Origin of the sequence: Streptomyces sp. NPDC050211, assembly GCF_040656035.1 — a bacterium.
In the GTDB taxonomy this organism is placed as follows: domain Bacteria; phylum Actinomycetota; class Actinomycetes; order Streptomycetales; family Streptomycetaceae; genus Streptomyces.
In genome coordinates this window covers 234,798-259,740 of record NZ_JBFALC010000005.1, presented here as the reverse complement: position 1 = coordinate 259,740, position 24,943 = coordinate 234,798, and the positions used below count along the sequence as shown (strand labels likewise).

Here is a 24,943-nt window from a genome sequence, read left to right as displayed (position 1 = left end):
GTCAGCTGGTCCACTTCCACTGCGCCGGGTGGAAGTTGGCGAGCGAGTCCTGGGAGAAGCCGCCGAGACCGTTCTTGACGACCGAGACCTGGTAGACCGGCTCCGGCAGCCAGATCACCGGCAGGTCCTTGGCCAGGGCCGCGCTGTAGTCCTGGATCGCCTGGTTCGAACTCGACGTCGTGGAGGCGGAGATGAGCTTGTCGACGTCGGGGTTGGAGTAGTTGCCGAAGTTCGAGCCGCCCTTGGTCTGGAAGAGCGAGTCGCCGGTCGGGAAGGCGTTGAAGTACCAGCTGCCCGCCGTACCGAAGAAGGACAGCTGCCACTTGCAGATCGGCTGGTCCGACGTGCACTGCGGGGTCTGCGACAGCACCGAGTTGACGGGGGCGGTCTTGATGGAGAACTTGATGCCGGTCTTCGCGAGCGAGGACTGGATCGCGCTCATCATGTTGTCCGTCACCGTCGAGCCGGACTGCGACAGCACCTGCATCTCGAACTTCGTTCCCTTGGCGATGCCTTCGCCGCACTTCGCCGGATCGGTGCAGGTCATGACGCCGCCCTGCTCGGTCCAGCCGTGTTCGGTGAGGAGGGTGCGCGCCGTGTCCGTGGAAAACGGATACGGGTTGTTCTTCTGCTCCGGTGCGACGAAGTCGGAGGCCTGTCCCTGCGGGATGGGGCCGTATCCGGCGACCGCCGTGCCGTTGAAGACGACCTTCGCCAGACTCGCCTGGTCGATCGAGTGCTGCACGGCCTGCCGGGCGTACAGCTGCTTGAACACCGCGCCCATCGCCGGGTTGTTGAAGTTGTACGGCATATAGGTGATCGCCCAGCCCGACCACGGGTTCACCTCGTAGCCCTGCGCGGTGAAGCTCTCCTTCTGGTCGAGGTCGGTCGCCTCGATGTAGCCGTAGTCGACACTGCCCGAGCGCAGTGCGTTCTTCTCGGCGTCCGCGGTGGTGAAGGGCAGCAGGTTGACCGTGGAGATGCCGGGCTTCTCGCCGCCGTCGTACTTCTTGTTCGCGGTGAGGACGACCTTGCCGGAGGTCGAGAAGGACTTCACCGAGTACGGGCCGCTGATGACCTTCCAGAGCGGGTCGCTCGCGTAGCCGGAGATGTTCTTCGCGGCGTCGTTGAGGTTCTTCCACACCTGCTTGGCGTCGCCGCCCTTGTCCCAGGCGTGCTGCGGCAGCGGTGTGATCTCGCTCAGCTCGTTGGCCAGCATCCACTGGGAGTTGTAGGCCCGGTCGAACGTGATCGTGAAGTGGCGGTCGTCGACGGTCTTGAAGGACGTCCAGGTGTCCGGCGCCTGGCCCGGCGTATAGCCCGCCCACTCCGCCTTGTTCGCCTTGATGAGGTCGAACCAGAACTGGACATCGCGCGAGGTGATGGGCTTGCCGTCGCTCCAATGCCGGTCGCCGAGCGTGATGGTGACGCTCTTTCCGTCGGCGGCGAAGTCGGCTGCGGTGGCGATGGACGCCTTCTTGTTCCAGGCGATCTTGCCGGTGGAACCGTCGTAGGCGACGAGCCGCTCCCACAGACTGTCCGCGATGGAGCGGTTGTTGGTGTTCAGATGCGCGGCCGTGCCGATCGGCAGGATCCAGTTCGGCGTGAAGTTCGCGGGCAGCGCGTAGTTGATGGCGTCGCGTGACGCGGACGGGCTGTCGCTCGCCCCGGAGCAGCCCGCGAGCAGCAGCGTGCTCGCGGAGACGACGGCACCGGCGACAAGCCTCGTGCGAGCGGGGGACATGGCTCTCCTCGGCGTGAAAAAAGCGAAGGCTGGGTGGCGGGAGCCAGTCAACGACCGCCAGTGGCGAAGAAACAGACGCGCTGCTGTAAAAAGCCTGTTTCTGCTGTTCTGAAAAAAGTCACGAAGCGGTCGTACGGCCTTACGCTCGTCGCCTCGCACCCCCGGGACGGAAGTAACTCACTCCATGCCTGAAAAAAGCGTGCCGCACCGTCGGACCGCCACGGGCGGCGTCTCCGCACTCGCCGAACGCGTCCTCGAACTGCTCGCCTCCGGGCAGGCGTCCACCCGCACCGAGCTGGCCGGACTGCTCGGCGCCGCCCCCTCGACGATCTCGCTCACCGTCGGCCAGCTCGTCGCCCACGGACTGGTCGCCGAGGAGGGCACCCGCTCCTCGAACGGCGGCCGCCCGCAGAAGGTGCTGCGCCTCGGCGGCAGCGACGGATTCGCGGTCGCCGCCGAACTCGGCGGCCGGCACGCCCATGTCGGCGTGGTCCTGCCCGGCGGCGGCCTCACCGACGTCTCCACCGTGCCCTTCCCCACGGCCGACGGCCCCGAGTCGGCGCTGCCCGGACTGGCCGAGACCCTTGAGTCCCTCGCCGACCGGCACGGACGGCACCTGCTGCGCGGCGTCGGCCTCTCCCTCCCCGGCCCGGTCGACGTCGTCTCCGGCGTGGTCACGCTCCCGTCCCGGATGCCCGGCTGGAACCGTTTTCCCGTCCGCTCTTGGCTGGAGGACCACTTCGGCGTCCCGGGCGCCATCGAGAACGACGCCAACTGCATGGCCGTCGGCGAGCACACGGTCCAGCCCCCGGAACGCCGCCAGTCGATCATGGTCAAGACCGGCACCGCGATCGGCGCGGGCGTCATCGCCGACGGCCGGCTCTACCGCGGCGGGTCCGGCGCCGCGGGCGAGATCACCCATGTCCGGGTCGAGGCCGCCCACGACATCCCCTGCTCCTGCGGCAACACCGGCTGCCTGGAGACGGTGGCCTCGGGCGCCGCGCTGGTGCGCATCCTGCGGGAACGCGGCCTCGACGTCGACTCCACCGAGGACGTCGTACGGCTCGCCACCGACGCCGATCCCGAGGCGACGCGCGCGGTCCGGCAGGCGGGCCGTTACCTCGGCATGGTGCTCGCCGCCAACGTCAACTTCTTCAACCCTGACGCGGTGTACCTCGGCGGCATCCTCTCCACGCTGGAACCGTTCGTCGCCGCCGTCCGTAGCCAGCTCTACGAGGGCTGCCATCCGCTGGTGACCGAGCACCTCGCCATCGAACGCGCCAGCCTCGGCGCCGACGCCGGCCTGGTCGGCGCGGGGCAGTTCGCACTCCAGCGGGCGCTCGCCCATGCGCTGCACGCCGCCACGGGAGTCCATGCGTGACGTCAGGAGCCCGGCTGTGACATCCGGAGCCCGCCCCTGACATCGGGACACGAACCACCGACCGACACCCCGGAGGAACCGATCCATGTCCGACCCCCGTCACCCCACCCCGCGTCCCGTCATCGCCGTCGCCGGACTCGGCATCGAGTCCTCGACGTTCTCGCCCGCCCGCACCGAGGCCCCCGCCTTCCACCCGCAGCGCGGCGCCGACGTCTTGACGCGCTACCCGTTCCTCGCACCGGGAGAGCCCCTGCGCTCAGCCGCCGACTGGCGTGGCGCACTGGTCGGCAAGGCGCTGCCGGGCGGTACGGTGACGGCTGCCGCGTTCGACGAGTTGTCCGGTGAACTCATCGAACGGCTAAGGGAGTTGGGTCCGGTGGAGGGCCTCTGGTACGACATCCACGGCGCGATGACGGTCGAGGGACTGGACGACGCCGAGGCCGTGCTACTGGCGCGCATCCGTGACGTGATCGGTTCCGACGTCCTCGTCTCGACCTCCATGGACCTGCACGGCAACGTCTCCCGCGACCTGGTCCACCGCTCCGACCTGATCACCTGCTACCGCATGGCCCCGCACGAGGACGCCATGGAGACGAAGGAACGCGCCGCCCGCAACCTCGTCGACCTGCTGCGCAGCGGTGCGCCCCGCCCGGTCAAGGCGTGGATCCCGGTGCCGGTGCTGCTCGCCGGAGAGCAGACCTCGACCCGTATCGAACCCGCGAAGAGCGTGTACGCGGCGGTGGCGGAGGTCGAGGCGACCGAGGGCGTGACGGACGCGGCGATCTGGGTCGGCTACGCGTGGGCGGACGAGCCGCGCAACCGGGCCGCGGTCGTCGTCACCGGACCGTCCGGGCCCGCGGTGACCGCGGGCGCTCAGCGGCTGGCCCGCGGATTCTGGGCGGCGCGACGGGAGTTCGCGTTCGTCGCGCCGACGGGAACGCTCGACGAGTGCCTCGACGAGGCGCTGGCGTCGGCCGCACGCCCGTACTTCATCAGCGACACCGGCGACAATCCGACGGCGGGCGGCGCCGGCGACGTCACCTGGGGGCTCGAACGGGTCCTGGCCCGCCCGGAGTTCGAGGACCCGGGCGGCCCGACGGTCCTCTACGCCTCACTGCCGGGCCCGGCAGCGGTGGACACGGCGATCGAGGCGGGCGTCGGCGCCACGGTCACCGTCACCGCGGGCGCCGAGGTCGACGACCGCCATGCGGGCCCGCTCACCCTGACCGGCGTGGTCCACGCGATCCGGCACGGCGACCGGGACGCGGAGGTGGAGGTCGTCCTGCGGGTGGGGAGCGTGCATGTGATCCTGACCCGGCTGCGCAAGCCGTACCACCATGAACACGACTTCACCGACCTGGACTTGAACCCCCGGGCCGCGGACGTGGTCATCGTCAAGATCGGCTATCTGGAACCGGAGCTGTTCGCGATGTCGGCGGACTGGAAGATGGCCCTCACCCCGGGCGGCGTCGACCAGGACCTCCCGCGCCTCGGTCACCACCGCGTACGCCGCCCGCTGTTCCCCTTCGACGCGGACATGCCCGACCCGGACCTCACGGCCCGGATCGTCGTCCCCTCCGACCAGCCGCTCACGGGTCCCGACGAGTGAGACCGCTGCCCTAGTCGGCCTCGACGGCGTCGGCGATCAACTGGTCGATCAGCGCGATCAGTACGTCCCGGCACGACTCCCGCTCCCGCGCGTCGCACAGCAGCACGCGGACGTGCTCCGGCAGTGCCAGGGCGTCCCGGATGTCCTCGGGCGGGTAGGGGTGTGCGCCGTAGAAGCCGTTCACTCCCACGACGAAGGGGATGCCGCGGCGCTCGAAGAAGTCGATCGCGGCGAAGCTGGACTCGGGACGGCGGACGTCGATCAGGACCACCGCGCCCAGGGCGCCGATGGCGAGGTCGTTCCACATGAACCAGAACCGCTGCTGGCCGGGCGTACCGAACAGATACAGCACCAGCTCCCGGCTGATGGTGATCCGGCCGAAGTCCAGGGCCACGGTGGTGGCCCGCTTCTCCTCGATGCCGTCGAGGTCGTCGATGCCCAGGCCCGTCACGGTCAGCGGTTCCTCGGTGCGCAGCGGGACGATCTCGCTGACCGACCCCACCATGGTGGTCTTGCCGACGCCGAAGCCCCCGGCGATCAGGATCTTGACCGTGTCGGGTGGCGCTGTCGCCGTGGCGGCGGGCTCAGAGCCGGCCAAGGCCGTTCCTCACTTTCTTCAGCAGGTCCAGGTCCGGGGAACGGGGGGAGACGGGGTGCGGCGGGTGGGCGGTGATCAGGCCCGCCTCCAGCAGATCGCACAGCATGATGACGACGACGCTCACCGGCAGGTCGAGATGGGCCGCCAGCTCCGCCACGGCGATCGGCTTCCCGCACCGGCGCAGGATCCGGGCCTGCTCCGGCTGCGGGCGGGGCGCCCGCGCCGGCGGCGGATCCACCGCGGTGACCGTCGTGATCAGCGTGAAGTCGCCGCGGCTGGGCCGCGTCCGTCCGCCGGTCAGGGCGAAGAGCCGTACCAGCCGGCCCGTCGAGTCTTCTCCGGCCACCTCACGCGCCAGGACCGACATTGGCCCGCGGCGCCGCGCTCAGGTGCTCGCCGATCTTCTTCACCAGCATGTTCATCTGGTACGCCACCACACCGACGTCCGCGCCCTGGCTGGTGAGGACGACGAGATGGGCGCCCGGGCCCGCGGAGGTGAGGATCAGATAGCTGTGCGCCATCTCGATCAGCGCCTGACGCACCGGGCCGCCGCGGAAGTCCATGCTGACGCCCTTGCTGAGGCTCATCAGGCCCGACGCCGTCGCCGCCAGCCGTTCGGCGTCGTCGCGCAGAAACCCGGTGGACTTGCTGACGACCAGCCCGTCCTCGGAGAGCACGACGGCGTGGTTCACCTCGGCGACCCGCTCCACGAGTCCGGTGAGCAGCTGGTCGAGCTGGGTGTGGGTGGCGGGTGTGGGGCGTGTCATGGCGGTGTCCTTCATGAGCGGTCGGCGGGCGGAGTCTCAACGGGTGGAGTCGAAGACTGGGGGGCGTCGGCCGCGGTCGGCTCCTCGTCGGCGCCGTCCTCACGCGCCCGGAGCGTGCCGCGCTGGAAGCCGGCGAGCGAGGAGGCGGCCTGCTCCGCGGTGAAGTCGTCCGCGTGACCGTTCCCTTCGGCGGCCGGGGCCTCCTCGCGCAGCTCGGCGGCGAGGCTGGTCTGCGGAACCCGGCGGGGCAGCGGGGTGAGACCGCCGGTGCGCTCGGCGGGGGTGGGTCGGCCGTCCGCGGCCGGGGCGGAGGCGGTACGGGCGGAGGCGGTGCGGGCCGCGACGACGGGACGGGGCTCCCGTACGGGCTCCTCGGGCTCGGCGGCTTCGGCGTGCTCGATGTCGTCCGGGTCCGTGACCGAGTCTGCATCCGAGTCCGCGGCCGTAACCGTATCCGCGCCTGCGTCCGTGCCCGCGTCCGTGCCCGCGTCCGTACCCGCTTCCGTGACCGCATCCGCGTCGGTATCCGGGGCCGCGGTATCCGGGGCCGGCACATCCCGCACCACGACCTCGTGCGGGATGAGCACGATCGCCGTGGTCCCGCCGTACGGCGAGGAGCGCAGGGTGACGGCGATGCCGTGGCGGTGTGCGAGCCGGGAGATCACGAACATGCCGAGCCGGAGGTCGTCGGCGAGTGCCACCACGTCGAACTGCGGTGGCTCGGCCAACTGGGCGTTGAGGGAGGCGTAGTCCTCCTCGGACATGCCCAGGCCCCGGTCCTCGACCTCCACGGCCAGGCCCTTGGCGACCAGCGCGGCCCGCACCCCGACCGGGCTGGGCGCGGGGGAGTACACGGTCGCGTTGTCGATCAGCTCGGCCAGCAGATGGATCACGTCCGCGACCGCGGGCGGCGCGAGCGCCACCTCCTCCTCGGTGTGCACCTCCACCCGCTGGTACTCGGCGACCTCGCCGACCGCGCTGCGCAGGATGTCGGTCAGCGCGACCGGCTGCGTCCAGGTGCGGCCGGGCCGCTCGCCGCTGATGATGACGAGGTTCTCCTCGTAGCGGCGCAACTGGCTGGCCGTGGAGTCCAGTTCGTACAGGCCCTTGAGGATCTCGGGGTCCTGGTGCGTGCGCTCCAGCGCGTCCAGCTTGGTCAGCTGCAGATTGACCAGGTTCTGGCTCTGTCGGGCGATGCCCAGGATCACCTTCTGGAAGCCGCGCCGGGTGTCCGCGAGTTCGACCGCGGTGTGCACGGCCGTGCGCTGCGCGGTGTTGAACGCCGTGGCCACCTGGCCGAGTTCGTCGTGGCCGTAGTCCAGCGGCGGGGTCGCCTGCTCCACGTCGATCTTCTCGCCCCGGTTCAGTCGGGCGACCACATCGGGCAGCCGCTCCTGGGCCAGGCCGAGCGTGGCCACGCGCAGACCGCGCAGCCGCCGGGACAGGGAGCGGGTGATGCGCCAGGACATCCACACGCACACCAGCAGGGCGAGCAGTCCACCGGCGCTGAGCGAACCGGCCGTGATCAGCAGGTTGTCGGACGTGTCGGCGCTCCGGTCGAGCAGTCCGGCCGTCTGCCGGGTGATCAGCAGCCCGTACTCGTCGGCGAGTTTCGCGAACGCGGTCTCCCACTGCTTCCGCACATCGGGCAGGGGGATCCTGCGGGCACCCGCGCTGTCCGCCCGGGCCGCCAGCACCTGGTCCTCGAGGGACTCCAGCGTCCGCCACTCCCGGCTCTGCAGGATCCGCTCGGTCTGCGTCTTCGCGCTGCCGCTCATCTGGGGGACGATCTGGTCCTCGACCAGCCAGCGGCGGGTGTTGACCGACTCCGCGAACCGGGACCAGGCCTCCTCGTCCAGGTACCCGGACGGCCAGGCCAGGGTGAGCCGGGCGTCCTCCTGGGAGGCCAGCTCGGCCGCGTGCTCCAGCGCGACGAGCGGGCCCGCCTGGGCGGTGAGGTCGCCGTCGTCGACCTGGGAGAGCGCCTGGAAGGCGTGGATCTGCTCGTCGATGATCGCGCTGTACTGGTCCAGCGCCTGCTGGGCGGTGATGTCGGTCGGGTTGTCGACCTGCCCGCGGTAGTACTCGAGGCTGCTCAACGATCCGACGACGGAGGTCAGCCGGTCCGAGATACGGGCGGGGGCGCGCTCGATCTCGTCGTTCCGGCCGACCAGTTTCGCGACCGACTCGTCAGTCTTGGCCCGCTGCTCGTCCAGGGCGGCACGCGAGCCGTTCGGTGCGGCCAGCCACGCCGCCGACAACCGGCGCTCCGTCTGCAGGGCGAGGGTGGCCTCGGTGCCCATGGCGCCGGTCGACCGGCTCAACTCGGTCTGCCCGCGCAGCCGCAGCCCCTCCGTGAACATCTGCGTCGTCGTCACACCCCACATCGCGGCCAGGGTGACGCTGGGCACCAGGGCCAGAAGGATCAGGGAGAGACGTATGGAGCCGAGGCGGCGCCGGGAACGCGTCCGTGGAGACATCGTCGTCCTAGGGCGATCAGTGGGGCGGCGGGGGAGTGGGCGGGGGTGCGCAGGATGCTATCCGCACAAGTGACCGCACGTGTCGTAAGGGGCCGAATCCGTGGCGACAGCGGCGCATGAACTGTCCGGTCAGCGCGTGCCCTTGGCGGCGAACCCGGCCACTGCGCCGACGTTCGCCCTGGAGACGATCGCCGGGCCGGTGAGCACCGGGGCCACACCACCGCCGCTGATGTTGCCGTTCGTCCGGTACAGCCACAGGGAGTCCACGGCGAGATACCCCTGCAGATACGGCTGCTGGTCCACGGCGAACTGCACGGAACCGTTCTCCACGGCCTTGACCAGGTCGTTGTCGAGGTCGAACGTCGCCACCTTCGCGCCGCTGCCCGCCTCCTTCACCGAACCGACCGCGGCGAGCGCGAACCGCGCGCCATTGGTGACCACTTCGTCGATGCTCCGGTCCTGGCGCAGCTCGGCCGTGATCGCGGCGGAGGTCGCGGCCATGTCGGTGCCCTCCACATAGAGCATCTGCGTCGCGCCGCCGAACGTCTTCTTCACCCCGGCGCAGCGCGCCTCCAGGGCGACATTGCCGCGTTCGTGGATGACACACAGGGCGTGCTTGGCCTTGAGGTCGTCCAGTTTGTCGCCGACGGCCCGGCCCGCGACGCTCTCGTCCTGGCCGAAGTACTCCAGCAGCCCCGCCGACTGCCAGGCGTCGATACCGGAGTTGAGTCCGACCACGGGTATGCCGGCCGCCTTGGCCTCGCCGACCGCCCCCGTCATCGCCGCGGGCTTGGCCAGGGTCACCGCGATGCCGTCGACCTTGTCCCGGATCGCGTTCCGCATCAGCTCGGCCTGGCCCGCCGGGTCGGGGTCGCTGACGTACGTGAGGTCGACGTCGTCCTTGGCGGCCGCCGCCTCGGCCCCCTTCCGCACCCGCTCCCAGAAGACGTCGCCCTCCGCGCCGTGGGTGATCAGAGCGACCTTCATCCCGGTCCCGCCCGCCGCTGCCGTGTCCGCCCGGCTGTCGGCGTCATCGACCCCGGAGCAGCCGGCCAGCAGCAGACAGGCGGCGGCCAGGACGGCGGCGGCACGAGCGGGACGTGGGGAACGGGAGGAAGGAGGCGGAGTCTTCATGGGGTGCGTGCACCTCGCTGTGCGGCCGAGCCGGAGGATCGGGAGAGCGCTTGCCGGGCCGCACGAGGCGTGCGCCGAACGGGTGACTCTCGCTGGGGCGGATCACATCGTGTACGGCCACCGGTCGTCAAGTGCGCCACCACGTGGCGTGAGTTGTCGCTCCCACATCGTGATGTGCGCTGGCCGGAAGCACGCGGCGCCGCCGTGCCGGTCGCGCCGGCGAACCGTCAGCTCGGCTTGCGCGCCACCGCCCCGTACATCGCGATGTCCTCGTCCCGGACCACCTCGGTGCCCGTGCCGTCCGGACGCCACTTGTGGACCTGGACGATGCCCGGCTCGACGAGTTCGAGGCCCGCGAAGAACTCCTCGGCCTCGGCGTGCGTCCGCAGCCGCATCGGCATACCGCGAGCCGCGTACTCCCGCGCCACCCGTCCGACCTCATCCGGTGCGAACTCGGCGGTACCGATGGACATCGCGAGAAAACTGCCCGCGGGAAGCGGTTCCAGCAGCCGCCGTACGATCCCGACGGCGTCGTCCTCGTCCAGCAGGAAGTGCACGATCGCGATCACCGTCAGCGCGACCGGCTCACCGAGATCGAGCGTGTCCCGGAACGCCGGGGCGTCGAGCACGGCCGCCGGGTCCCGCATGTCCGCCTCGATGTACGACACCTTGCCCTCCGCCGTACCCGACACCATCCCCTCCGACAGCGCGAGCACGAGCGGATCGTTGTCGACGTACACCACCCGCGCCCCGGGAGCCGCCGCCTGGGCGATCTCATGGATGTTCGGCGAGGTCGGTATGCCCGTCCCGATGTCCAGGAACTGCCGTATCCCCGCCTCCTGAGCCAGATACCGCACCGCCCGGTTCATGAAGTCCCGGTTGGCCCGCATATGAACAGGCAACGCAGGCCACTCCCGAACCATGGCATCACCGGCTTCCCGGTCGGCCGGATAGTGGTCGTTCCCGCCGATGATGTAGTCGTAGATCCGAGCGGAGTGAGCATGCTCGGTGTCGATGCCGTCGGTGGTCAAGTGGCCTCCCTGATAAAGAAGTTGACGGCAGCGACCCTAGGGGCGCGGGGAACTGCGCGACCAGCCCCCACAGACCCGCACCCGCCAAACCCAACGAAACCCCTACGGCGAGACCGCTTTCACAACCTTCCGCCGAAACCGCCGAGGTTCCTGATCCGGCAGCCACCCGAACACAAGACAACTCCCCACCACACCCAACAGCAGCCCCATAAAGAAGCCACCCAGGTTCGACGTCATCCACGTGCCCAGCGACACCAGCACCCCGGTGATCGAATAGAACAACCGCTGCGCCGGATTGAACAGCACCAGCAACCCCAGCAGCACCATCAGCGCAGGCAGCAGATACCCGGCCACCCCCTGCATCCCCACATGCAGCATGACCTTCATCGACGCCTTCATGGTGAGCAGGACCCACACCCCGCCCAGCACGAGCAGCAACCCGCCCCAGAACGGCCGGCCGGCCCGCCACCCCCGGAAGGCGGGCCGCAGTCCTCGACGCTCCGACATCAGCAACCCTTGCTGCTGAAGCCGAGTTTCAGGCCGGGAAGCTTGAACACCCCTGCGGTGGTGGCGTAGTTGGTCTGCCGCAGGTTCGCGATGCGCACGGTGTCGGCCTGCTGGCTGAACACCCCGATCGGCCCCTTCACCCCCGCCTTGGTCAACGTACTCGCGTCGTTGCCGATCTCGATGTTCTTGAAGGCGGCGTCACCGGACAGCTCGGTCGAGTCGGTGGTCAGGTCCTTCGCCCGCACCTTCTCCGCGCCACTGCCCGCCGTGATCAGCAGATTCGTACCGCCGAGATCGACGCTCTGACACAGCTTGGTGAGCGTCGCGTCCTTGATCGCGGACGTGACGACCAGCACCTGTCCGCCGGTGTCGCCCGCGTTCGGGCTGCCCGGCGCCATGTTGTCGAGGCCGCCGAACTGCTCGAAACCGGTGCCGTTGAGCTCGGTCGCCGTGACGGTGAAGGGCATGCCGGAGATCGCGAACTGCACGCCCAGCGCCCCTTCGGCGGTGAGCACCGCGAGCGCGGCCGTGACCAGCGTGGCGGGTACCGCCATCACCGCGGCCCGGCGCAGCCGGACCCGGCCGCGTCTGTGCGGCTCGGCGGCGGTGGTGGAACCGCTTTCGGGGTTCTCGGGGGTGTGGTCGGCGGACGACGAGACGTCCGTGGGCGGGGTCATGGCGGCTCCCAGGGGACTGGTGAATGCGGTCGGATCGTGCACGGCACGGTGTCCTGGCGCGGACAGCGGCTGCCGCGCACGCCTCCTCACAACTCCCGGCGGTCGCAAGGGCTTTCTCGTTACGCGGCAGTAGCCGCCGAGGAAGTTACCGGGGGTTACATTTGAGGGTCAAGAGAGTTGTGGAAAAAGCGTGCCGATTGTGTGCTGCCTGTGAGTCAAGGGCTTCCCGGGCTTCCGCAAAGACCGCGGCTCGTGTCCCAACTCCCTTGCGGACCCTTGACGTTGAACAACCCTCAGGTTTACAACTTGCACTGCTCTCCCCGGATCCGTGGCGCCGGATCCGCCCCGCGGCACTGCCCGCGTTCTCCCGGACCTCTTGTCCTCCCCGGCGGGCCTTTCCCGCCCCCTCCCCGGCCGCTCACAGGCCGGCTGTCGTTGCCGGTCCGTCACGTACGGAGAAGGCGTCACGGACCGGCAACGGCAGGCACTCACGCGCGCCCCCACCCCCCACCTTCACCCCTTCACCCCTTCACCTCAGGATCGAGGCACCCGCATGCGTACGCGAACCCTGCTCACCCTGGCCACCGCCGTCGCCGCCCTCACCCTCCCGGCCGCCGTCCCCGCCTCCGCGGCCGACACCCCGGTCCTCACCACCGGCGGCCTCGCCGGCACCCCCGTCGCCGTCGGCGATGTCCTCACCGCACCGCTGGCCAGTGGCACCACCGCCACCCTCTACTCCAGCGCGACCGGCACCAGCGGCATCTCGTGCACGTCGTCGCAGTTCACCGCGACCGTCACCGACAACCCCACCGCACCCGGCACGGCCACGGAGTCCGTCACGGGCCACACCTTCAACAGCAGCAGCTGCACCACCAACGTCGTCGGCGTGCTCGGCGTCACCAGCATCTCCGTCGACAACCTGCCCTACACGACGTCCGTGTCCTCCGACGGCACCCTCACCGTGACCCCGGCGAGCGGCTCCGCCATCCAGACCACGGTCGTGCTGCGCACCCTTCTGGGCAGCATCACCTGCGTCTACCAGGCCCCCAGCCTGACCGGCAAGGCGGACAACACCGACAACAGCATCGCCTTCACCTCCCAGCAGTTCACCAAGACGTCCGGCTCCTCGCTCTGCTTCGCCAACGGCTACTTCACCGCCAAGTACGCCCCCGTGACCGACGGGGGCGCACTCGTCTACGTCAACTGACCCTCGTAAGCCCGGCGTTCAGCGCCGGCGCTGACGCAGGGCCAGGGCGGCGCCGCCGGTGAGAATCAGCACCGCCGCGGCGCCGCCCGCCACCATCGGGGCCGAGGGGTCCGAGTCGGCGTCGGGGGTGGAGGCGAGCGGGGTGCTGTCCGGGGTCTGCGGGGTGGCGGGGGCCGTCGGGCTCGGCGGTGCGCTGCTTCGGGTGGGCTTCGGCGACGGGGCCTTGCTCTTCTCGCCGGCCGATGCCGACTTGTCAGCCGGCGACGCCGAACCCGGCGCTTTCGGCGTCGCCGCGCTCCCACCCCGCTCGGACGCCGGGAACACCACGTCCGAGCACGAGTAGTACGTGTCCGCCGTGCTGGTGTTCTGCCAGATCGTGTACAGCACATGCCGTCCCGTCCGGTCGGACGGCAGCGTCCCGGTGATCCGGTACGCGCCGTCCGTCAGGGCCGGGTCCGTCACCTTGGCAAAGGGTTGCGACGGCAGGTCGGACCAGGTGAGGGGCTTCGACGGGTCGTATCCCTGCTTCGTCAGATAGAGCCGGAACGTGCCGGTGTGCGGGATCGTCGAGACGTACCGCATCGTCAGCGCCGCGCCCGGCTTCAGGTTCGTCGACGGCCAGTCGGAGCGGGCGAGGTCGAGACCCCGGTACGCGGGCAGGCCGCCGCTGCACAGCTGTCCGTCGGGGATGGTCTGCCGGTCCCGGCCGTTCACGTTCGCGATCCGTAGGTTGTCCCAGGCGGTGAAGGGAGTGCCGTTCGCACCGACGGCCGCCTCGCAGGCCGCCGAACCAGTCGCGTCGCCGCCCTCGGGAGAGCAGGCGTACACCCGGCTCACCGGATCCGTGGGCGCACCGTGCGCCTGTGCCGGTCCCGCCGCCCAGAGAGGAAGTAGGAACGGGCCCACGGCTACGGCCCCCAGGGCTCTGCGGTATGCGGTCATCCGGGGCATCCGGAACGTCTCCTCGGCCGGGCATGCGAACGGTCTGTTGTGTGCAGTACGGACTACGCGTCCGGTGCGTTCATCGCGTGACGTCCGGGGTGAAAGGTGTCGTAACCGGTCAACTGCCCGCGGCCTAGGGTGGGTTTCCGGCCGGATCGAGGGTTTCCCCTGTATCCGGATGGTGATTCCTTTGCCTATCGTTCGACCTCAGCTGACCCACAGGTAACCCCTCGACGGGTCGGCATCCGCGCCCGGCCGGCCACGCAACGCACTTCGGGTTCCTCCCGACCGCTTTTCGGCTCACCCCCCGCCGCTTCGAGGACGAAGCGAATCGACCGCCGCTCCGCGCTGCCCGGAGTCCGGCAACGAAAGGCAAAGCCCTTGCGTACCTCCCCCTCGCTCAGACGGAAGCTGATATCCGTCGCGGCGGTCTCCGCCGCACTCATCACCGCCGCCACCGCCTCGGCCGCCGTCGCCCAGGAAACGGGCGCCCCGGAAGCCGCCGCCGTCCCGGCCGCGCAGACCGAGGCCGCCCCCGGCGCCGTCGCCGAGCGCCTCATCGTCGGCTACAAGTCCGGTGCCACCGAGGCCAAGTCGAACCGGGCCGCGGACGCCGACGCCGTGGCCAAGGGCAAGGAGGCCGGCGAAGACCTGGACTTCCAGCGCCGCCTCGGCACCGGTGCCGCCCTGGTCGACCTCGGTGAGAACCTCACGCGGACCGAGGTCGCCGACGTCGTCGCCGAGTACGAGGCCGACCCGCAGGTCGCCTATGTCGTACCGGACCGCCTCAACACCGCCAAGGCCGACCCGAACGACACCGAGTACGCCAAGCAGTGGGACCTGTTCGAGGCCACCGCGGGCATGAACGTGCCGGGTGCCTGGGCGACCACCACCGGCAGCGGTGTCACCGTCGCCGTCATCGACACCGGTTACGTCACGCACTCCGATCTCGCGGCCAACGTCGTAAGCGGTTACGACTTCATCTCCGACACCGCCGTCTCCGTCGACGGCAACGGCCGTGACAGCAACCCGGCCGACCCGGGCGACTGGTACAACGCGAACGAGTGCGGCGCCGGCATCCCGGCCAGCGACTCCTCCTGGCACGGCACGCACGTCGCGGGCACCATCGCCGCGGCCACCAACAACGGCAAGGGCATCGCGGGCATCGCGTACGGCGCGAAGATCTCCCCGGTGCGCGTCCTCGGCAAGTGCGGTGGCTACGACTCCGACATCATCGACGCCATCACCTGGGCGTCCGGCGGCACGGTCTCCGGTGTCCCGGCGAACACCAACGTCGCCAAGGTCATCAACATGAGCCTCGGCGGCAGCGGCGCCTGCTCCTCGGCCACCCAGAGCGCGATCAACGGGGCCGTGAACCGGGGTACGACGGTCGTCGTGGCCGCGGGCAACGAGAGCGACAACGTCGCCAACCACAACCCGGGCAACTGCAACAACGTCATCTCGGTCGCGGCCACCAACCGCACTGGCGCCAAGGCGTCCTACTCCAACTACGGCTCCCTCGTGGACATCTCGGCGCCCGGCGGCCAGACCAGCACCGGCACCGCGAACGGCATCCTGTCCACGCTGAACTCCGGCGCGAAGACCCCGTCGACCGAGAACTACGAGTACTACCAGGGCACCAGCATGGCCACCCCGCACATCGCGGGCCTCGCCGCGCTGATGGAGTCGGTCAACTCCGCGCTGACCCCGGCCCAGATCGAGTCGGCCATCAAGACCAACGCCCGTGCCCTGCCCGGGGCTTGCTCGGGCGGCTGCGGCGCGGGCCTGGCGGACGCGGCCAAGACGGTGCAGGCGGTGAGCGGCTCCGGCGGCTCCACGGGGGGCACCACCTTCACCAGCGGCACGGCCGTCTCCGTCCCGGACAACGGCGCGGCCGTCGAGTCCTCCATCGCGGTCAGCGGCCGCAGCGGCAACGCCCCCTCGGCCCTCCAGGTCGGCGTGGACATCACCCACACCTACCGCGGTGACCTGGTCATCGACCTGGTCGCGCCGGACGGTTCGACCTACCGCCTGAAGTCGGCCAGTTCGTCGGACTCCGCGGACAACGTCAACACCACCTACACGGTGAACGCGTCGAGCGAGACCGCGAACGGCACCTGGAAGCTGCGCGTCCAGGACACGGCGGCGCAGGACACGGGAAGGCTCAACAGCTGGAAGCTGACCTTCTGAGCGAACGCGAGCGAACGGCCGAGCGGACGGTCACGAACTGACGAACGGCCACAAGCGGACGGGCCGACCGGTGCGGATGGGCACCGGTCGGCCCGTCGTTTTTTTGCCGTCGTTCGATACCGTCCACCCTGTTTTTCGGCCAACCCTTCACGGACGCCACACGATGCGAAGGGTGTGAATCCGCTAGTCGCGGGAATGGAGTGAAAGTCGGCGGGACGACTTCGGCTCGTCGATCACGCTGTACGGTGAGTTATCTTATACGGGGAGTCAGAAACAAACGGCGCGAGCCGTCTTTTTTGTTCAGGAGTCCCCACGATGGCGAGGCAGTTACGCGCCGAGCAGACCCGCGCGACCATCATCACCGCGGCCGCCGACCTGTTCGACCACCAGGGTTACGAGTCGACCAGTCTGAGCGACATCGTCGAGCACGCCCGCGTCACCAAGGGCGCCCTGTATTTCCACTTCGCGGCCAAGGAGGACCTGGCCCACGCCATTCTGGAGATCCAGTCCACGGCGGCTCGAAAACTGGTGGAGGAAATGGACAGCCGGGGCTGCACTTCCCTCGAGGCGCTGATCCGCACCACGTTCGGCATCGCCCGCCTGTCCGTGGACGGCCCGATACACCGGGCCGGACTCCGGCTCGCCACCGCCGGGGTCGCCGTACGGCCGCCACTGCGGCACCCCTTCACCGAGTGGCTGGAGTTCTTCTCGCGCAAGCTCGGCGGCGCGGTCAGGGAAGCCGACGTCCATCACGACATCGATATCGAAGCCGTCGCCCACGCCCTGGTCTCCTTCTTCGTCGGCACCCGGGTCGTGGGCCGCTCCCTCGACCCGCTCGCCCGGCAGCCCCGCCGCATGGCCGAGATGTGGCACGTCCTGATCCGCGGCCTGGTCCCCGTCCCCCGCCGCGCCCGCTATCTCAGCCTCGCCACCCGACTGGAGCGGGAGATCACGGCCGGCTGAGCCGGTTCGGGCACGCCCCGAAGGGGCGCGGGGAACTGCGCGACCAGCCACGACGGCGCCGCAGAAAGCCGACGGCATATCGCGCACCCTTCCAGCGGAGCGCACCGCACAGCTGGGGCGATACGGTGACGCGCATGCCCTTCGCCCCGTCCGCGCCCGTCATCCTCGGCAATGAACCCGGCTCGTTCCCGCACAGCGTCCTCGCCGAGCGGCACCCCGCGATCGTGCGGCAGATCCGGGAGTCCTTCCCGTACGGCCCCGAGCAGCAGTACGCACTCGACGCGCTCCTCGACAGCTGCACCAAGGGCGTGGCCGAACCGCTCCCCGCCGACGCGCCCGACCGGGAGCGCTGGCAGGCCTGGGGCGCGGGCGACCACGCCGGCCGGTCCTGGTTCGACATCCCCTGGCTGTGGTCCGAGAGCTACTTCTACCGCCGGCTCCTCGACGCGGTCGGCTACTTCGGCCCCGGCGCCTGGCAGGGCATCGACCCCTTCCGCCCCTCCAAGCTCGCCGAACTCGACGCCCCGGAGACGGACGAGGAACTCGCCGCGCTCGACGACCTGGAGGCGAAACCGGCCGACGAGCAGGCGCGTGCCCTGCTGCACGGCTCCCTGTGGGGCAACCGCGCGGACCTCGGCTTCCGCCTCTCCGCCAAGGGCGCGGGAACACCCGCCGCCACGCCCGCCCTGGTCGCCGACGACAGCGACACCCTCTGGTCGCTGCTGCCCCCCTCCGGCACCGGCACCCTCTGTCTCGTCGCCGACAACGCGGGCCGCGAACTCATCCCCGACCTGCTCCTGATCGCCCACCTCCTCGCGCACGGGCACATCGGGCGGGCGGTGCTGCACATCAAGCCGTACCCGTACTACGTCTCCGACGCCACGACCGCCGACGTCCTCGACGCGCTGCGCCGCATCACGTCCGTACCGGGCGTGGCCGCCGGGCACGGGCGTGAGCTGTGGGCGGCGATGACCGACGGCCGCCTGACGGTACGGGCCCACCCCTTCTCCTGCGCCCCGCTGCCGTACGCCGAGATGCCCGACGACCTGCGGGCGGAGTTCGCCTCGGCGACGCTGACCGTGGTGAAGGGCGACCTCAACTACCGCCGCCTGGTGGGCGACCGGATGTGGCCGCCGACCACGCCGTTCGACGAGGTCACCGCGTACTTCCCGGGTCCGGTCGCCGCGCTGCGCACCCTGAAGTCCGATGTGATCACCGGCCTCGACACCGCCACGGAGGCCGCACTGGTCGCCGCGGAGGGACAGCGCTGGCGGACCGGCGGCACGCACGCGCTGATCCAGGTCCGCGCCTGATCAAGTCACCTGCACGGGCAGCGACTTGAGCCCGTTGATGAAGTTCGACACCAGTCGCTCCGGCCGCCCCGCGAGCCGCAACCCGGGCAGCGCCAGCGCCTCCCGGTACAGCACCCGCAGCTGCAGCCGGGCGAAGTGCGCGCCCAGGCAGACATGCGGCCCGTCCCCGAACGACACGTGCGGGTTCGGCGTACGGGACAGATCCAGCCGGTCCGGATCGGCGAAGACCCGCTCGTCGCGGTTGGCGGCGGCGTGGAAGACGACCACCTTCTCGCCCCTGCGAATGCGCCGACCCGCCAGCTCGGTGTCCTGCGCGGCGGTACGGCGGAAGGTCAGCACGGGCGGATGCCAGCGCAGCAACTCGTCGACAGCGGAGGCGAGTTCGACTCTCTCCGTGCGCAGCAGCTCGTACGCCGCCGGGTGCTCGGCCAGCGTCAGCAGTCCGCCGGGTGCGGCGCTGCGGACGGTGTCGTTGCCCGCGATCGTGAGCAGGAAGAAGAACATCTCCAGCTCGGCGTCGGCGAGTTCGGCGTCGTGCGCCAGGGTGGTCATGATGTCGTCGTCCGGGTACCGCCGTTTGTAGGCGGCGAGTTGCCGGGCGTACGCGAACATGTCCTTCAGCATCGCGGGCGACCGCGGATTGACCGGCTTGCCCGCCGCGTCCAGCACCGGCGGCCCGGCCTCGTCCGGGTCCTGGTAGCCGATGACCCGGCGGGTCCAGTGCAGCAGCAGCCCGCGGTCCCGCTCGGGGACGCCGAGCAGGTCGGCCAGGTTGAGCAGGGCGTAGTCGTCGGTGACGGCGGTGACGAGGTCGACGGTGCCGTCCGCCGCGCGGGCCGCCCGAAGGGCCTGCGCGAACAACGACCGGGCCCGCTCACGGGCGACGGCCGTGAAGCGTTCGATGCGCCCGGGAGTGAAGGCGCGCGAGACCAGACGCCTCAACCGGCCGTGCTGCGGCGGATCCTGATTGAGCATCATGCGCCGGATGAACGGCAGGTCGTCCGGGTCGGGATCCCGGATCTGCGTCGCGCCCAGGCAGGAGGAGTACGTCGTCGAGTCGCGCAGCACCCGTACGACATCCGCGTGCCGGGTCACCGCCCAGAACCCGGGCCCCGCCGGCCACCCCAGCACCTCGGGCTCCTCCTGCCGGGCCACGGGGTGATGGTCGCGCAGGACACGGTAGGCGGCGTACGGCACCCCGGAGGCGTACCGGCGCGGATCGAAGACGTCGGGGACGGGCGGCGCCTCGTACACCGTCACGCGAACACCTGGTGGACGCCGAGCGTGAAGGAGGTCATGCGACTACCGTGAACCGGCGGAGGGGGCTCGGCAAGGGGTGCGCAACCTGTTCACGGCAGCGCGGAATGACCTGTGAAACTGTGGTGATCATGACAAATCCCTGATACTCATCGCGCATGACGTCATGTCACTTACCTGCGGGACCGCGGAAGCTCGCGGCGACCCTGGCCGCCCTGACCCTCGCCCTCACGGCATGCGGCGACGAGGGGGGCTCCGACTCCTCGTCCGGCGGTAAGAAAACCGTCACGGTGGCCGCACTGCCGCTGATCGACTGCGCCGCGCTCTACATCGCGCGGGACCGCGGGCTCTTCGAAAAGGAGGGCCTGGACGTGCGGATCCAGCAGATCCAGCAGAGCCTCCAGGCGCTGCCCGCGCTGTCGAAGGGGCAGGTCGACATGGTGGCGAGCGCCAACTACGTCACCTACTTCCAGGCCCATGAGCAGGGCACCCTCGACATCCGGATCGTCGCCGAGTCGATCCGTGCCGCGCCGCACATGATGGACGTACTGGTGCCGAAGGACTCGGACATCAAGACTGTCGCCGACCTCGAGGGGCGGAAACTCGCCGTAAACGTTCTCAACAACGTTCAGTCGCTGACCCTGAACGAGATCCTGGAGAAGGAGGGCGTCGGCAAGCCCGTCTACCGGCAGGTCGCCTTCCCGCAGATGGGCGCCGCTCTGGAGAAGGGGCAGGTCGACGCGGTCCACGTGGTCGAGCCCTTCGACAGCGTGATCCAGGACGAGTTGCAGGCCAGGGTCGTGGTGGACGGGGCGGCCGCGCCCGTCGAGGACATTCCGCTCAGCGGTTACCTCACCTCGAGCCAGTTCGCGGGCGAGAACGAGGAGACCCTCGCCGCCTTCCAACGGGCCCTCAAGGCCGCCGCGGAGATCGCCGGGAAGGACTCGTCGGCGGTACGGGAGATCGTGCCGACGTACACGAAGGTGACCGAGGGACAGGCGGAGCAGATCGACCTGCCCACCTTTCCGCCCACCGTGGACGCCGAGCAGATCTCCCGGCTCACCGACCTGATGAAGAAACAGGAGATGCTGAAGAAGCCGATCGACCCGGCCACCCTCGTGGTGAAGTGAAACGGCGTCAGGAACTGGGGCTCGGTCTCCTCGGCGTGCTCCTCGCCTTCGGGGTGTGCGAGGCGGTGAGCCGGGCCGGGATCGTGCGCCGCAGCTATCTGCCACCCGCCTCCGAAGTCCTCTCGCGGGCCCTGGAGTTGGCGGGTGACAGCGTTTTCCTGGACGGCATCGGGGCCACCCTGCGCGCCTGGGTGCTCGGGCTCGGCCTCGCGTGCGCGATCGCGGTCCCGCTGGGTCTGCTGCTGGGCAGCGTGCCCCTCGTCGACGCCGCCGTACGCGCGATCGTGGAGTTTCTCCGGCCGCTGCCGTCCGTCGCGCTGATCCCGCTGGTCTCCCTGCTGCTTGGCTCCGGCACCGAGACCAAGGTCGCGCTGATCACCTACGCGTGCGTGTGGCCGATCCTCTTCAACACCATCTACGGCCTCGGCGAGACCGACCCCCTCGCCAAGGACACCCTGCGCGCCTTCGGCTTCGGGCGGCTCGCCGTCCTGCTGCGCGTCGAACTCCCCGGCACGGCCCCCTTCATCGCCGCCGGCATCCGCATCTCGGCCGCCGTCGCGCTCATCCTCGCCGTCGCCACGGAGATCCTCGCGGGCTTCGGCGAGGGCCTCGGCATCTTCATCGCCCAGGCGAGCCTGTCGACGGAGGGCACCCGGGACGTGCTCGCGGGGGTGGTGTGGGCGGGCGCGCTGGGTCTCGTCATCAACGGCGTCCTCGTCTGGGGCGAGCGGCGGTTGTTCCCTTGGACGCCGGAGCAGCGGGAGCGGGCGGCGGCCTATCGGGGGAGGGGCGTGTGAGTCGGGACGGTGCGGTGGCGGTGCGGGGCGGTGGCGTACGGCAGGTCGGCCGGGTCGCGGTGGGCGGGGTGCTGCTGCGGTGGGTCGTGCTCGCCGTCGCCGTCGGTTGCTGGGAGGTGGCCGCCCGGGCGCATGACAGCGTGTACTTCCCGCCACCGGGCCGTATCGCCGACCACGCCTACGAGTTGTGGTTCTCCGGCCCGGTCCGGCAGGTGTTCCTCACCGACGCGGCCGTCGACAACATCGGCCCCAGCCTCGGCCGGATGGCCGCCGGGTTCGTGATCGCCGCCGTCGCCGGCATCGCGCTCGGCGTGGCGGTGGGCCGCTCGCGCCGGACGTACGCGCTGTGCAACCCGGTGCTCCAGTTCGCGCGGGCCATACCGCCCCCCGCCCTCGTTCCCGTCTTCGTCGTCGTCCTCGACTTCGGTACGCAGATGCAGGTCGCGTCGATCGCCTTCAGCGCGGTCTGGCCGGTGCTGATCAACACCGCGGAGGGGGCCCGCAACACCGATCCGCTGCGCCTCGACGTCGCCGCGGTCCTGCGGCTGAACGCCGTTGAAAGGCTCCGCTTCCTCCTCCTTCCCTCCGCGCTGCCGCGTATCTTCGCGGGCCTGCGCCTGAGCCTTTCGCTCTCCCTCATCCTCATGGTGTTCTCGGAACTGCTGCCGGGCACCGCGAACGGCATCGGCTTCACGCTCACCGACGCCCAGTCCCGTTCCGACCTGCTCACCGTATGGGCGGCGCTGGTCCTGCTCGGCGCCCTCGGATACCTGCTCAACACCGGCCTGCTGGCGGTCGAGAAACGGCTGATCGGCAAGGGGAGGCCCGTATGAGCGCACAGGGGAGGCCCGTATGAGCGGAACCGTCCTCGACGCCGTCGTGCGGCTGCTGCGCGACACCGGCATGACCACCGTCTTCGGCAACCCCGGCTCCACGGAACTGCGCATGCTCCGCGACTGGCCCGACGACTTCACCTACGTCCTCGGCCTCCAGGAGTCCACGGCCGTCGCCATGGCCGCCGGACACGCTCTCGGCACCCGGCACGCCGCCTTCGTCTCCCTCCACTCCGCCGGCGGCGTCGGCCACGGCCTCGGCGCCGTCTTCAACGCCTACCGCGACCGCGTCCCCCTGGTGATCGTCGCGGGCCAGCAGGCACGCTCGCTGATCCAGCTGCGCCCGTTTCTCGGCGCGGACCAGCCAGCCGAGTTCCCGCGCCCGTACGTGAAGTTCGCCCGCCAGCCGGAACGCGCCGCCGACGTGCCCGCCGTCCTCGCCGAGGCCCACCGGATCGCGATGACCCATCCGCGCGGGCCGGTCTTCGTCTCCGTACCGGAGGACGACTGGGACCGGCCCGCCGAGCCCGTGGCGCCGCGGACCGTGGACGGCGGTTTCATGGCCTCCCCCTCGGCGCTCGCCGACCTGGCCGCCCGGCTCGACGCGTGCGCCCGGCCCGCGCTGGTGATCGGCCCCGGCGTGGACGACGAGGAGGCGTCGTCCGAGGCGCGTGCGCTGGCCGAGCGCACCAGGGCGGCGGTGTGGATCAGCCCGCTGTCCGGCCGCTCGGGCTTCCCCGAGACCCACCCGCTCTTCCAGGGCTTCCTGCCCCCGGTCGCGGGCGCACTCGCCGCGCGCCTGGCACCGTACGACGTGGTCGTGGCCCTCGGCGCACCCCTGTTCACGTACCACGTCGCCGACGACGGCCCGCTCCTGCCGCCCGGCACCGAGCTGTTCCACCTGGACTGCGACCCGGCGCAGGCGGCCTGGCTGCCGCTGGGCACCAGCCTCGTCACCACCCTCAAACCGGCCCTCGCCCACCTCACCGCGCTCCTGAAGGACCCCGACCGCGCACCGCCCCCGCCCCGCCCGGCACCCGAACCCGTGCCGGCCACGCCCGACATCACCCCGGAGCTGGTCTTCGACCTTCTGCGCGAGCGCGTGCCCCGCGACCGCGTCCTCGTGGAGGAGGCCCCCAGCCACCGCGACGCGCTCCACGCGCGCGTGCCCGTCGACCTCCCCGGCGGCTTCCTGACCACCGGCAGCGGGGCCCTCGGCTGGGGGCTGCCCCTCGCGGTCGGCCGGGCCCTCGCCGACCGGCGCCGGGTGGTGTGCGTGATCGGCGACGGCTCCGCGCTGTACTCGGTGCAGGCGCTGTGGACCGCCGCGAGCCTCGGCGCACCGGTCACTTACCTCGTCCTCGACAACCGCGGCTACGGCGCCGTCCGCGCCCTCGGCCGCCGGATCGGCATCTCTCCCGTCCCCGGCACAAACATCGAGGGCATCGACTTCGCCGCCCTCGCTGCATCCTTCGGCTGCCCCGCCTCGTACGCCGCCCACCCCGACGACCTCCCCGCCGCCCTCGACCGCGCCCTGAACGCGGGCGACGACGCGGGCCCGCACCTCCTCCACCTCCGCGTCGCCGACACCGAGGGCGCGCTCTACGAACCCTGGGCCAGGTGACGCTTCCGGATGCTCCGCCTAGACGAAGTCGCCCAGCACTACGGCGACCACCCCGTCCTGCACGACATCACCCTCACCGTCCCCGACGGCCAGCTCCTGTGCGTCGTCGGCCCGTCCGGCTGCGGCAAGTCCACCCTGCTGCGCACCATCGCGGGCCTGCTCCCCGCCCGCGAGGGCACGGTCACGATCGACGGCACACCGGTCACCGGAGTGCCAGACCAACTCGCCGTCGTCTTCCAGGACTACGGCCGCTCCCTCTTCCCCTGGCTCACCGTCCGCGACAACGTCGCCCTCCCGCTGCGCCGCCGCGGCCTCGGCCGGGCCGAGCGGCGCGGTGAGGCCGAGCGGATCCTGGAACGCGTCGGCCTCGACGGCGCCGCCCGCCGCCACCCCTGGCAGCTCTCCGGCGGAATGCAGCAGCGCGTCGCCATCGCCCGCGCCCTGGTCTGCCGCCCCTCGCTCCTCCTCATGGACGAGCCCTTCGGCTCCCTCGACGCCCAGACCCGCGAGGACCTCGAAGACCTCCTCCTCGAGGTCCACCGCACCGACGGCACCACCATCGTCTTCGTCACCCACGACATCGACGAGAGCGTCTACGTCGGCGATCGCGTCGTCGTCCTCTCGCCGGGCCCCGGCTCCCGCGTCGTACGTGACCTGCCGGTCGAACTCCCCGGCAAGCGGGACCAGATCACCACCCGGGGACTGCCCGAGTTCGTGGCGCTGCGGACCGAGGTGGGCCGGGCGGTGCGGGGGGCCTGA

22 protein-coding genes are annotated in these 24,943 nt (G+C 70.7%); 11 read left to right on the top strand and 11 right to left on the bottom strand.

Translation table 11 applies throughout. The features are described from left to right. Position 1 precedes the first annotated feature (1 nt). Positions 2-1,744 (bottom strand): peptide ABC transporter substrate-binding protein, encoded by a 1,743-nt coding sequence (locus tag AB0I98_RS08335; protein ID WP_362937117.1) that lies wholly within the window; start codon positions 1,742-1,744, stop codon positions 2-4. Positions 1,745-1,928: 184 nt separating this feature from the next. On the opposite strand from AB0I98_RS08335, the gene AB0I98_RS08330 reads away from it, so the two are divergent. Continuing rightward, positions 1,929-3,125, top strand: a complete 1,197-nt coding sequence (locus tag AB0I98_RS08330) for an ROK family transcriptional regulator (protein ID WP_362937114.1) — start codon at positions 1,929-1,931, stop codon at positions 3,123-3,125. An 85-nt stretch (positions 3,126-3,210) separates the two neighbouring features. Next, positions 3,211-4,734, top strand: a complete 1,524-nt coding sequence (locus tag AB0I98_RS08325) for a M81 family metallopeptidase (protein ID WP_362937111.1) — start codon at positions 3,211-3,213, stop codon at positions 4,732-4,734. 10 nt (positions 4,735-4,744) lie between these two features. On the opposite strand, the gene AB0I98_RS08320 is transcribed toward AB0I98_RS08325, so the two are convergent. The 8 genes from AB0I98_RS08320 to AB0I98_RS08285 all read right to left on the bottom strand — a co-directional run bounded on the left by AB0I98_RS08320 (position 4,745) and on the right by AB0I98_RS08285 (position 11,928). Further along, a complete protein-coding gene (locus AB0I98_RS08320) occupies positions 4,745-5,332 on the bottom strand; it encodes an ATP/GTP-binding protein (RefSeq protein ID WP_362937108.1) in 588 nt (195 codons plus the stop codon). After that, positions 5,319-5,678 carry a DUF742 domain-containing protein gene (locus AB0I98_RS08315; RefSeq protein ID WP_362937106.1) on the bottom strand — a complete coding sequence of 120 codons (360 nt, stop codon included), beginning with the start codon at positions 5,676-5,678 and terminating at the stop codon, positions 5,319-5,321. The genes AB0I98_RS08320 and AB0I98_RS08315 overlap by 14 nt, the downstream gene beginning before the upstream one ends. Before the next feature lies 1 nt (position 5,679). Then, positions 5,680-6,099, bottom strand: a complete 420-nt coding sequence (locus AB0I98_RS08310; RefSeq protein ID WP_210579565.1) for a roadblock/LC7 domain-containing protein — start codon at positions 6,097-6,099, stop codon at positions 5,680-5,682. Positions 6,100-6,110: 11 nt separating this feature from the next. After that, positions 6,111-8,579 carry a nitrate- and nitrite sensing domain-containing protein gene (locus AB0I98_RS08305; protein ID WP_362937103.1) on the bottom strand — a complete coding sequence of 823 codons (2,469 nt, stop codon included), beginning with the start codon at positions 8,577-8,579 and terminating at the stop codon, positions 6,111-6,113. A 129-nt stretch (positions 8,580-8,708) separates the two neighbouring features. Further along, positions 8,709-9,713, bottom strand: coding sequence for a substrate-binding domain-containing protein (locus AB0I98_RS08300; protein WP_362937100.1), 1,005 nt, complete (start codon positions 9,711-9,713; stop codon positions 8,709-8,711). A 227-nt stretch (positions 9,714-9,940) separates the two neighbouring features. Beyond that, a complete protein-coding gene (locus tag AB0I98_RS08295) occupies positions 9,941-10,744 on the bottom strand; it encodes an SAM-dependent methyltransferase (protein WP_362937097.1) in 804 nt (267 codons plus the stop codon). 102 nt (positions 10,745-10,846) lie between these two features. Continuing rightward, positions 10,847-11,251, bottom strand: a complete 405-nt coding sequence (locus AB0I98_RS08290; protein ID WP_362937094.1) for a DUF6114 domain-containing protein — start codon at positions 11,249-11,251, stop codon at positions 10,847-10,849. Next, the gene (locus AB0I98_RS08285; protein ID WP_362937091.1) at positions 11,251-11,928 is read right to left on the bottom strand and encodes a DUF6230 family protein; all 678 of its coding nucleotides are present in this window, start codon (positions 11,926-11,928) and stop codon (positions 11,251-11,253) included. The genes AB0I98_RS08290 and AB0I98_RS08285 overlap by 1 nt, the downstream gene beginning before the upstream one ends. Before the next feature lie 553 nt (positions 11,929-12,481). Here AB0I98_RS08285 and AB0I98_RS08280 point away from each other — a divergent pair. Beyond that, entirely contained in the window at positions 12,482-13,135 is a 654-nt protein-coding gene (locus tag AB0I98_RS08280; RefSeq protein ID WP_362937088.1) for a Tat pathway signal sequence domain protein, read from the top strand. Positions 13,136-13,153: 18 nt separating this feature from the next. Here the strand turns inward: AB0I98_RS08280 and AB0I98_RS08275 are convergent, their stop codons facing one another. Beyond that, complete coding sequence (locus tag AB0I98_RS08275; RefSeq protein ID WP_362937085.1) at positions 13,154-14,086, bottom strand: lytic polysaccharide monooxygenase; 933 nt, start codon at positions 14,084-14,086, stop codon at positions 13,154-13,156. 372 nt (positions 14,087-14,458) lie between these two features. Between AB0I98_RS08275 and AB0I98_RS08270 the strand changes: the two genes are divergently transcribed. The 3 genes from AB0I98_RS08270 to AB0I98_RS08260 all read left to right on the top strand — a co-directional run bounded on the left by AB0I98_RS08270 (position 14,459) and on the right by AB0I98_RS08260 (position 18,543). Further along, on the top strand, positions 14,459-16,267 hold the full coding sequence (locus AB0I98_RS08270; protein WP_362937082.1) for a S8 family serine peptidase: 1,809 nt from the start codon (positions 14,459-14,461) through the stop codon (positions 16,265-16,267). A gap of 315 nt (positions 16,268-16,582) precedes the next feature. Next, the gene (locus AB0I98_RS08265; RefSeq protein ID WP_362937079.1) at positions 16,583-17,230 is read left to right on the top strand and encodes a ScbR family autoregulator-binding transcription factor; all 648 of its coding nucleotides are present in this window, start codon (positions 16,583-16,585) and stop codon (positions 17,228-17,230) included. Between the two features lie 134 nt (positions 17,231-17,364). Then, positions 17,365-18,543, top strand: coding sequence for a damage-control phosphatase ARMT1 family protein (locus tag AB0I98_RS08260; RefSeq protein WP_362937076.1), 1,179 nt, complete (start codon positions 17,365-17,367; stop codon positions 18,541-18,543). Here AB0I98_RS08260 and AB0I98_RS08255 read toward each other — a convergent pair whose 3' ends face one another. Continuing rightward, a complete protein-coding gene (locus AB0I98_RS08255) occupies positions 18,544-19,803 on the bottom strand; it encodes a cytochrome P450 (RefSeq protein WP_362937073.1) in 1,260 nt (419 codons plus the stop codon). A gap of 155 nt (positions 19,804-19,958) precedes the next feature. Between AB0I98_RS08255 and AB0I98_RS08250 the strand changes: the two genes are divergently transcribed. The 5 genes from AB0I98_RS08250 to AB0I98_RS08230 are packed head-to-tail and all read left to right on the top strand — an operon-like array spanning position 19,959 to position 24,943. Beyond that, entirely contained in the window at positions 19,959-20,930 is a 972-nt protein-coding gene (locus AB0I98_RS08250) for an ABC transporter substrate-binding protein (RefSeq protein ID WP_362937070.1), read from the top strand. Continuing rightward, positions 20,927-21,727: an ABC transporter permease gene (locus AB0I98_RS08245; protein ID WP_362937068.1), complete on the top strand. Its 801-nt coding sequence runs from the start codon at positions 20,927-20,929 to the stop codon at positions 21,725-21,727. The genes AB0I98_RS08250 and AB0I98_RS08245 overlap by 4 nt, the downstream gene beginning before the upstream one ends. Then, positions 21,724-22,560, top strand: coding sequence for an ABC transporter permease (locus AB0I98_RS08240; RefSeq protein WP_362937065.1), 837 nt, complete (start codon positions 21,724-21,726; stop codon positions 22,558-22,560). The genes AB0I98_RS08245 and AB0I98_RS08240 overlap by 4 nt, the downstream gene beginning before the upstream one ends. A 19-nt stretch (positions 22,561-22,579) precedes the next feature. Then, positions 22,580-24,184 carry a benzoylformate decarboxylase gene (mdlC, locus tag AB0I98_RS08235; RefSeq protein WP_362937062.1) on the top strand — a complete coding sequence of 535 codons (1,605 nt, stop codon included), beginning with the start codon at positions 22,580-22,582 and terminating at the stop codon, positions 24,182-24,184. 9 nt (positions 24,185-24,193) lie between these two features. After that, positions 24,194-24,943 (top strand): ABC transporter ATP-binding protein, encoded by a 750-nt coding sequence (locus tag AB0I98_RS08230; RefSeq protein ID WP_362937059.1) that lies wholly within the window; start codon positions 24,194-24,196, stop codon positions 24,941-24,943.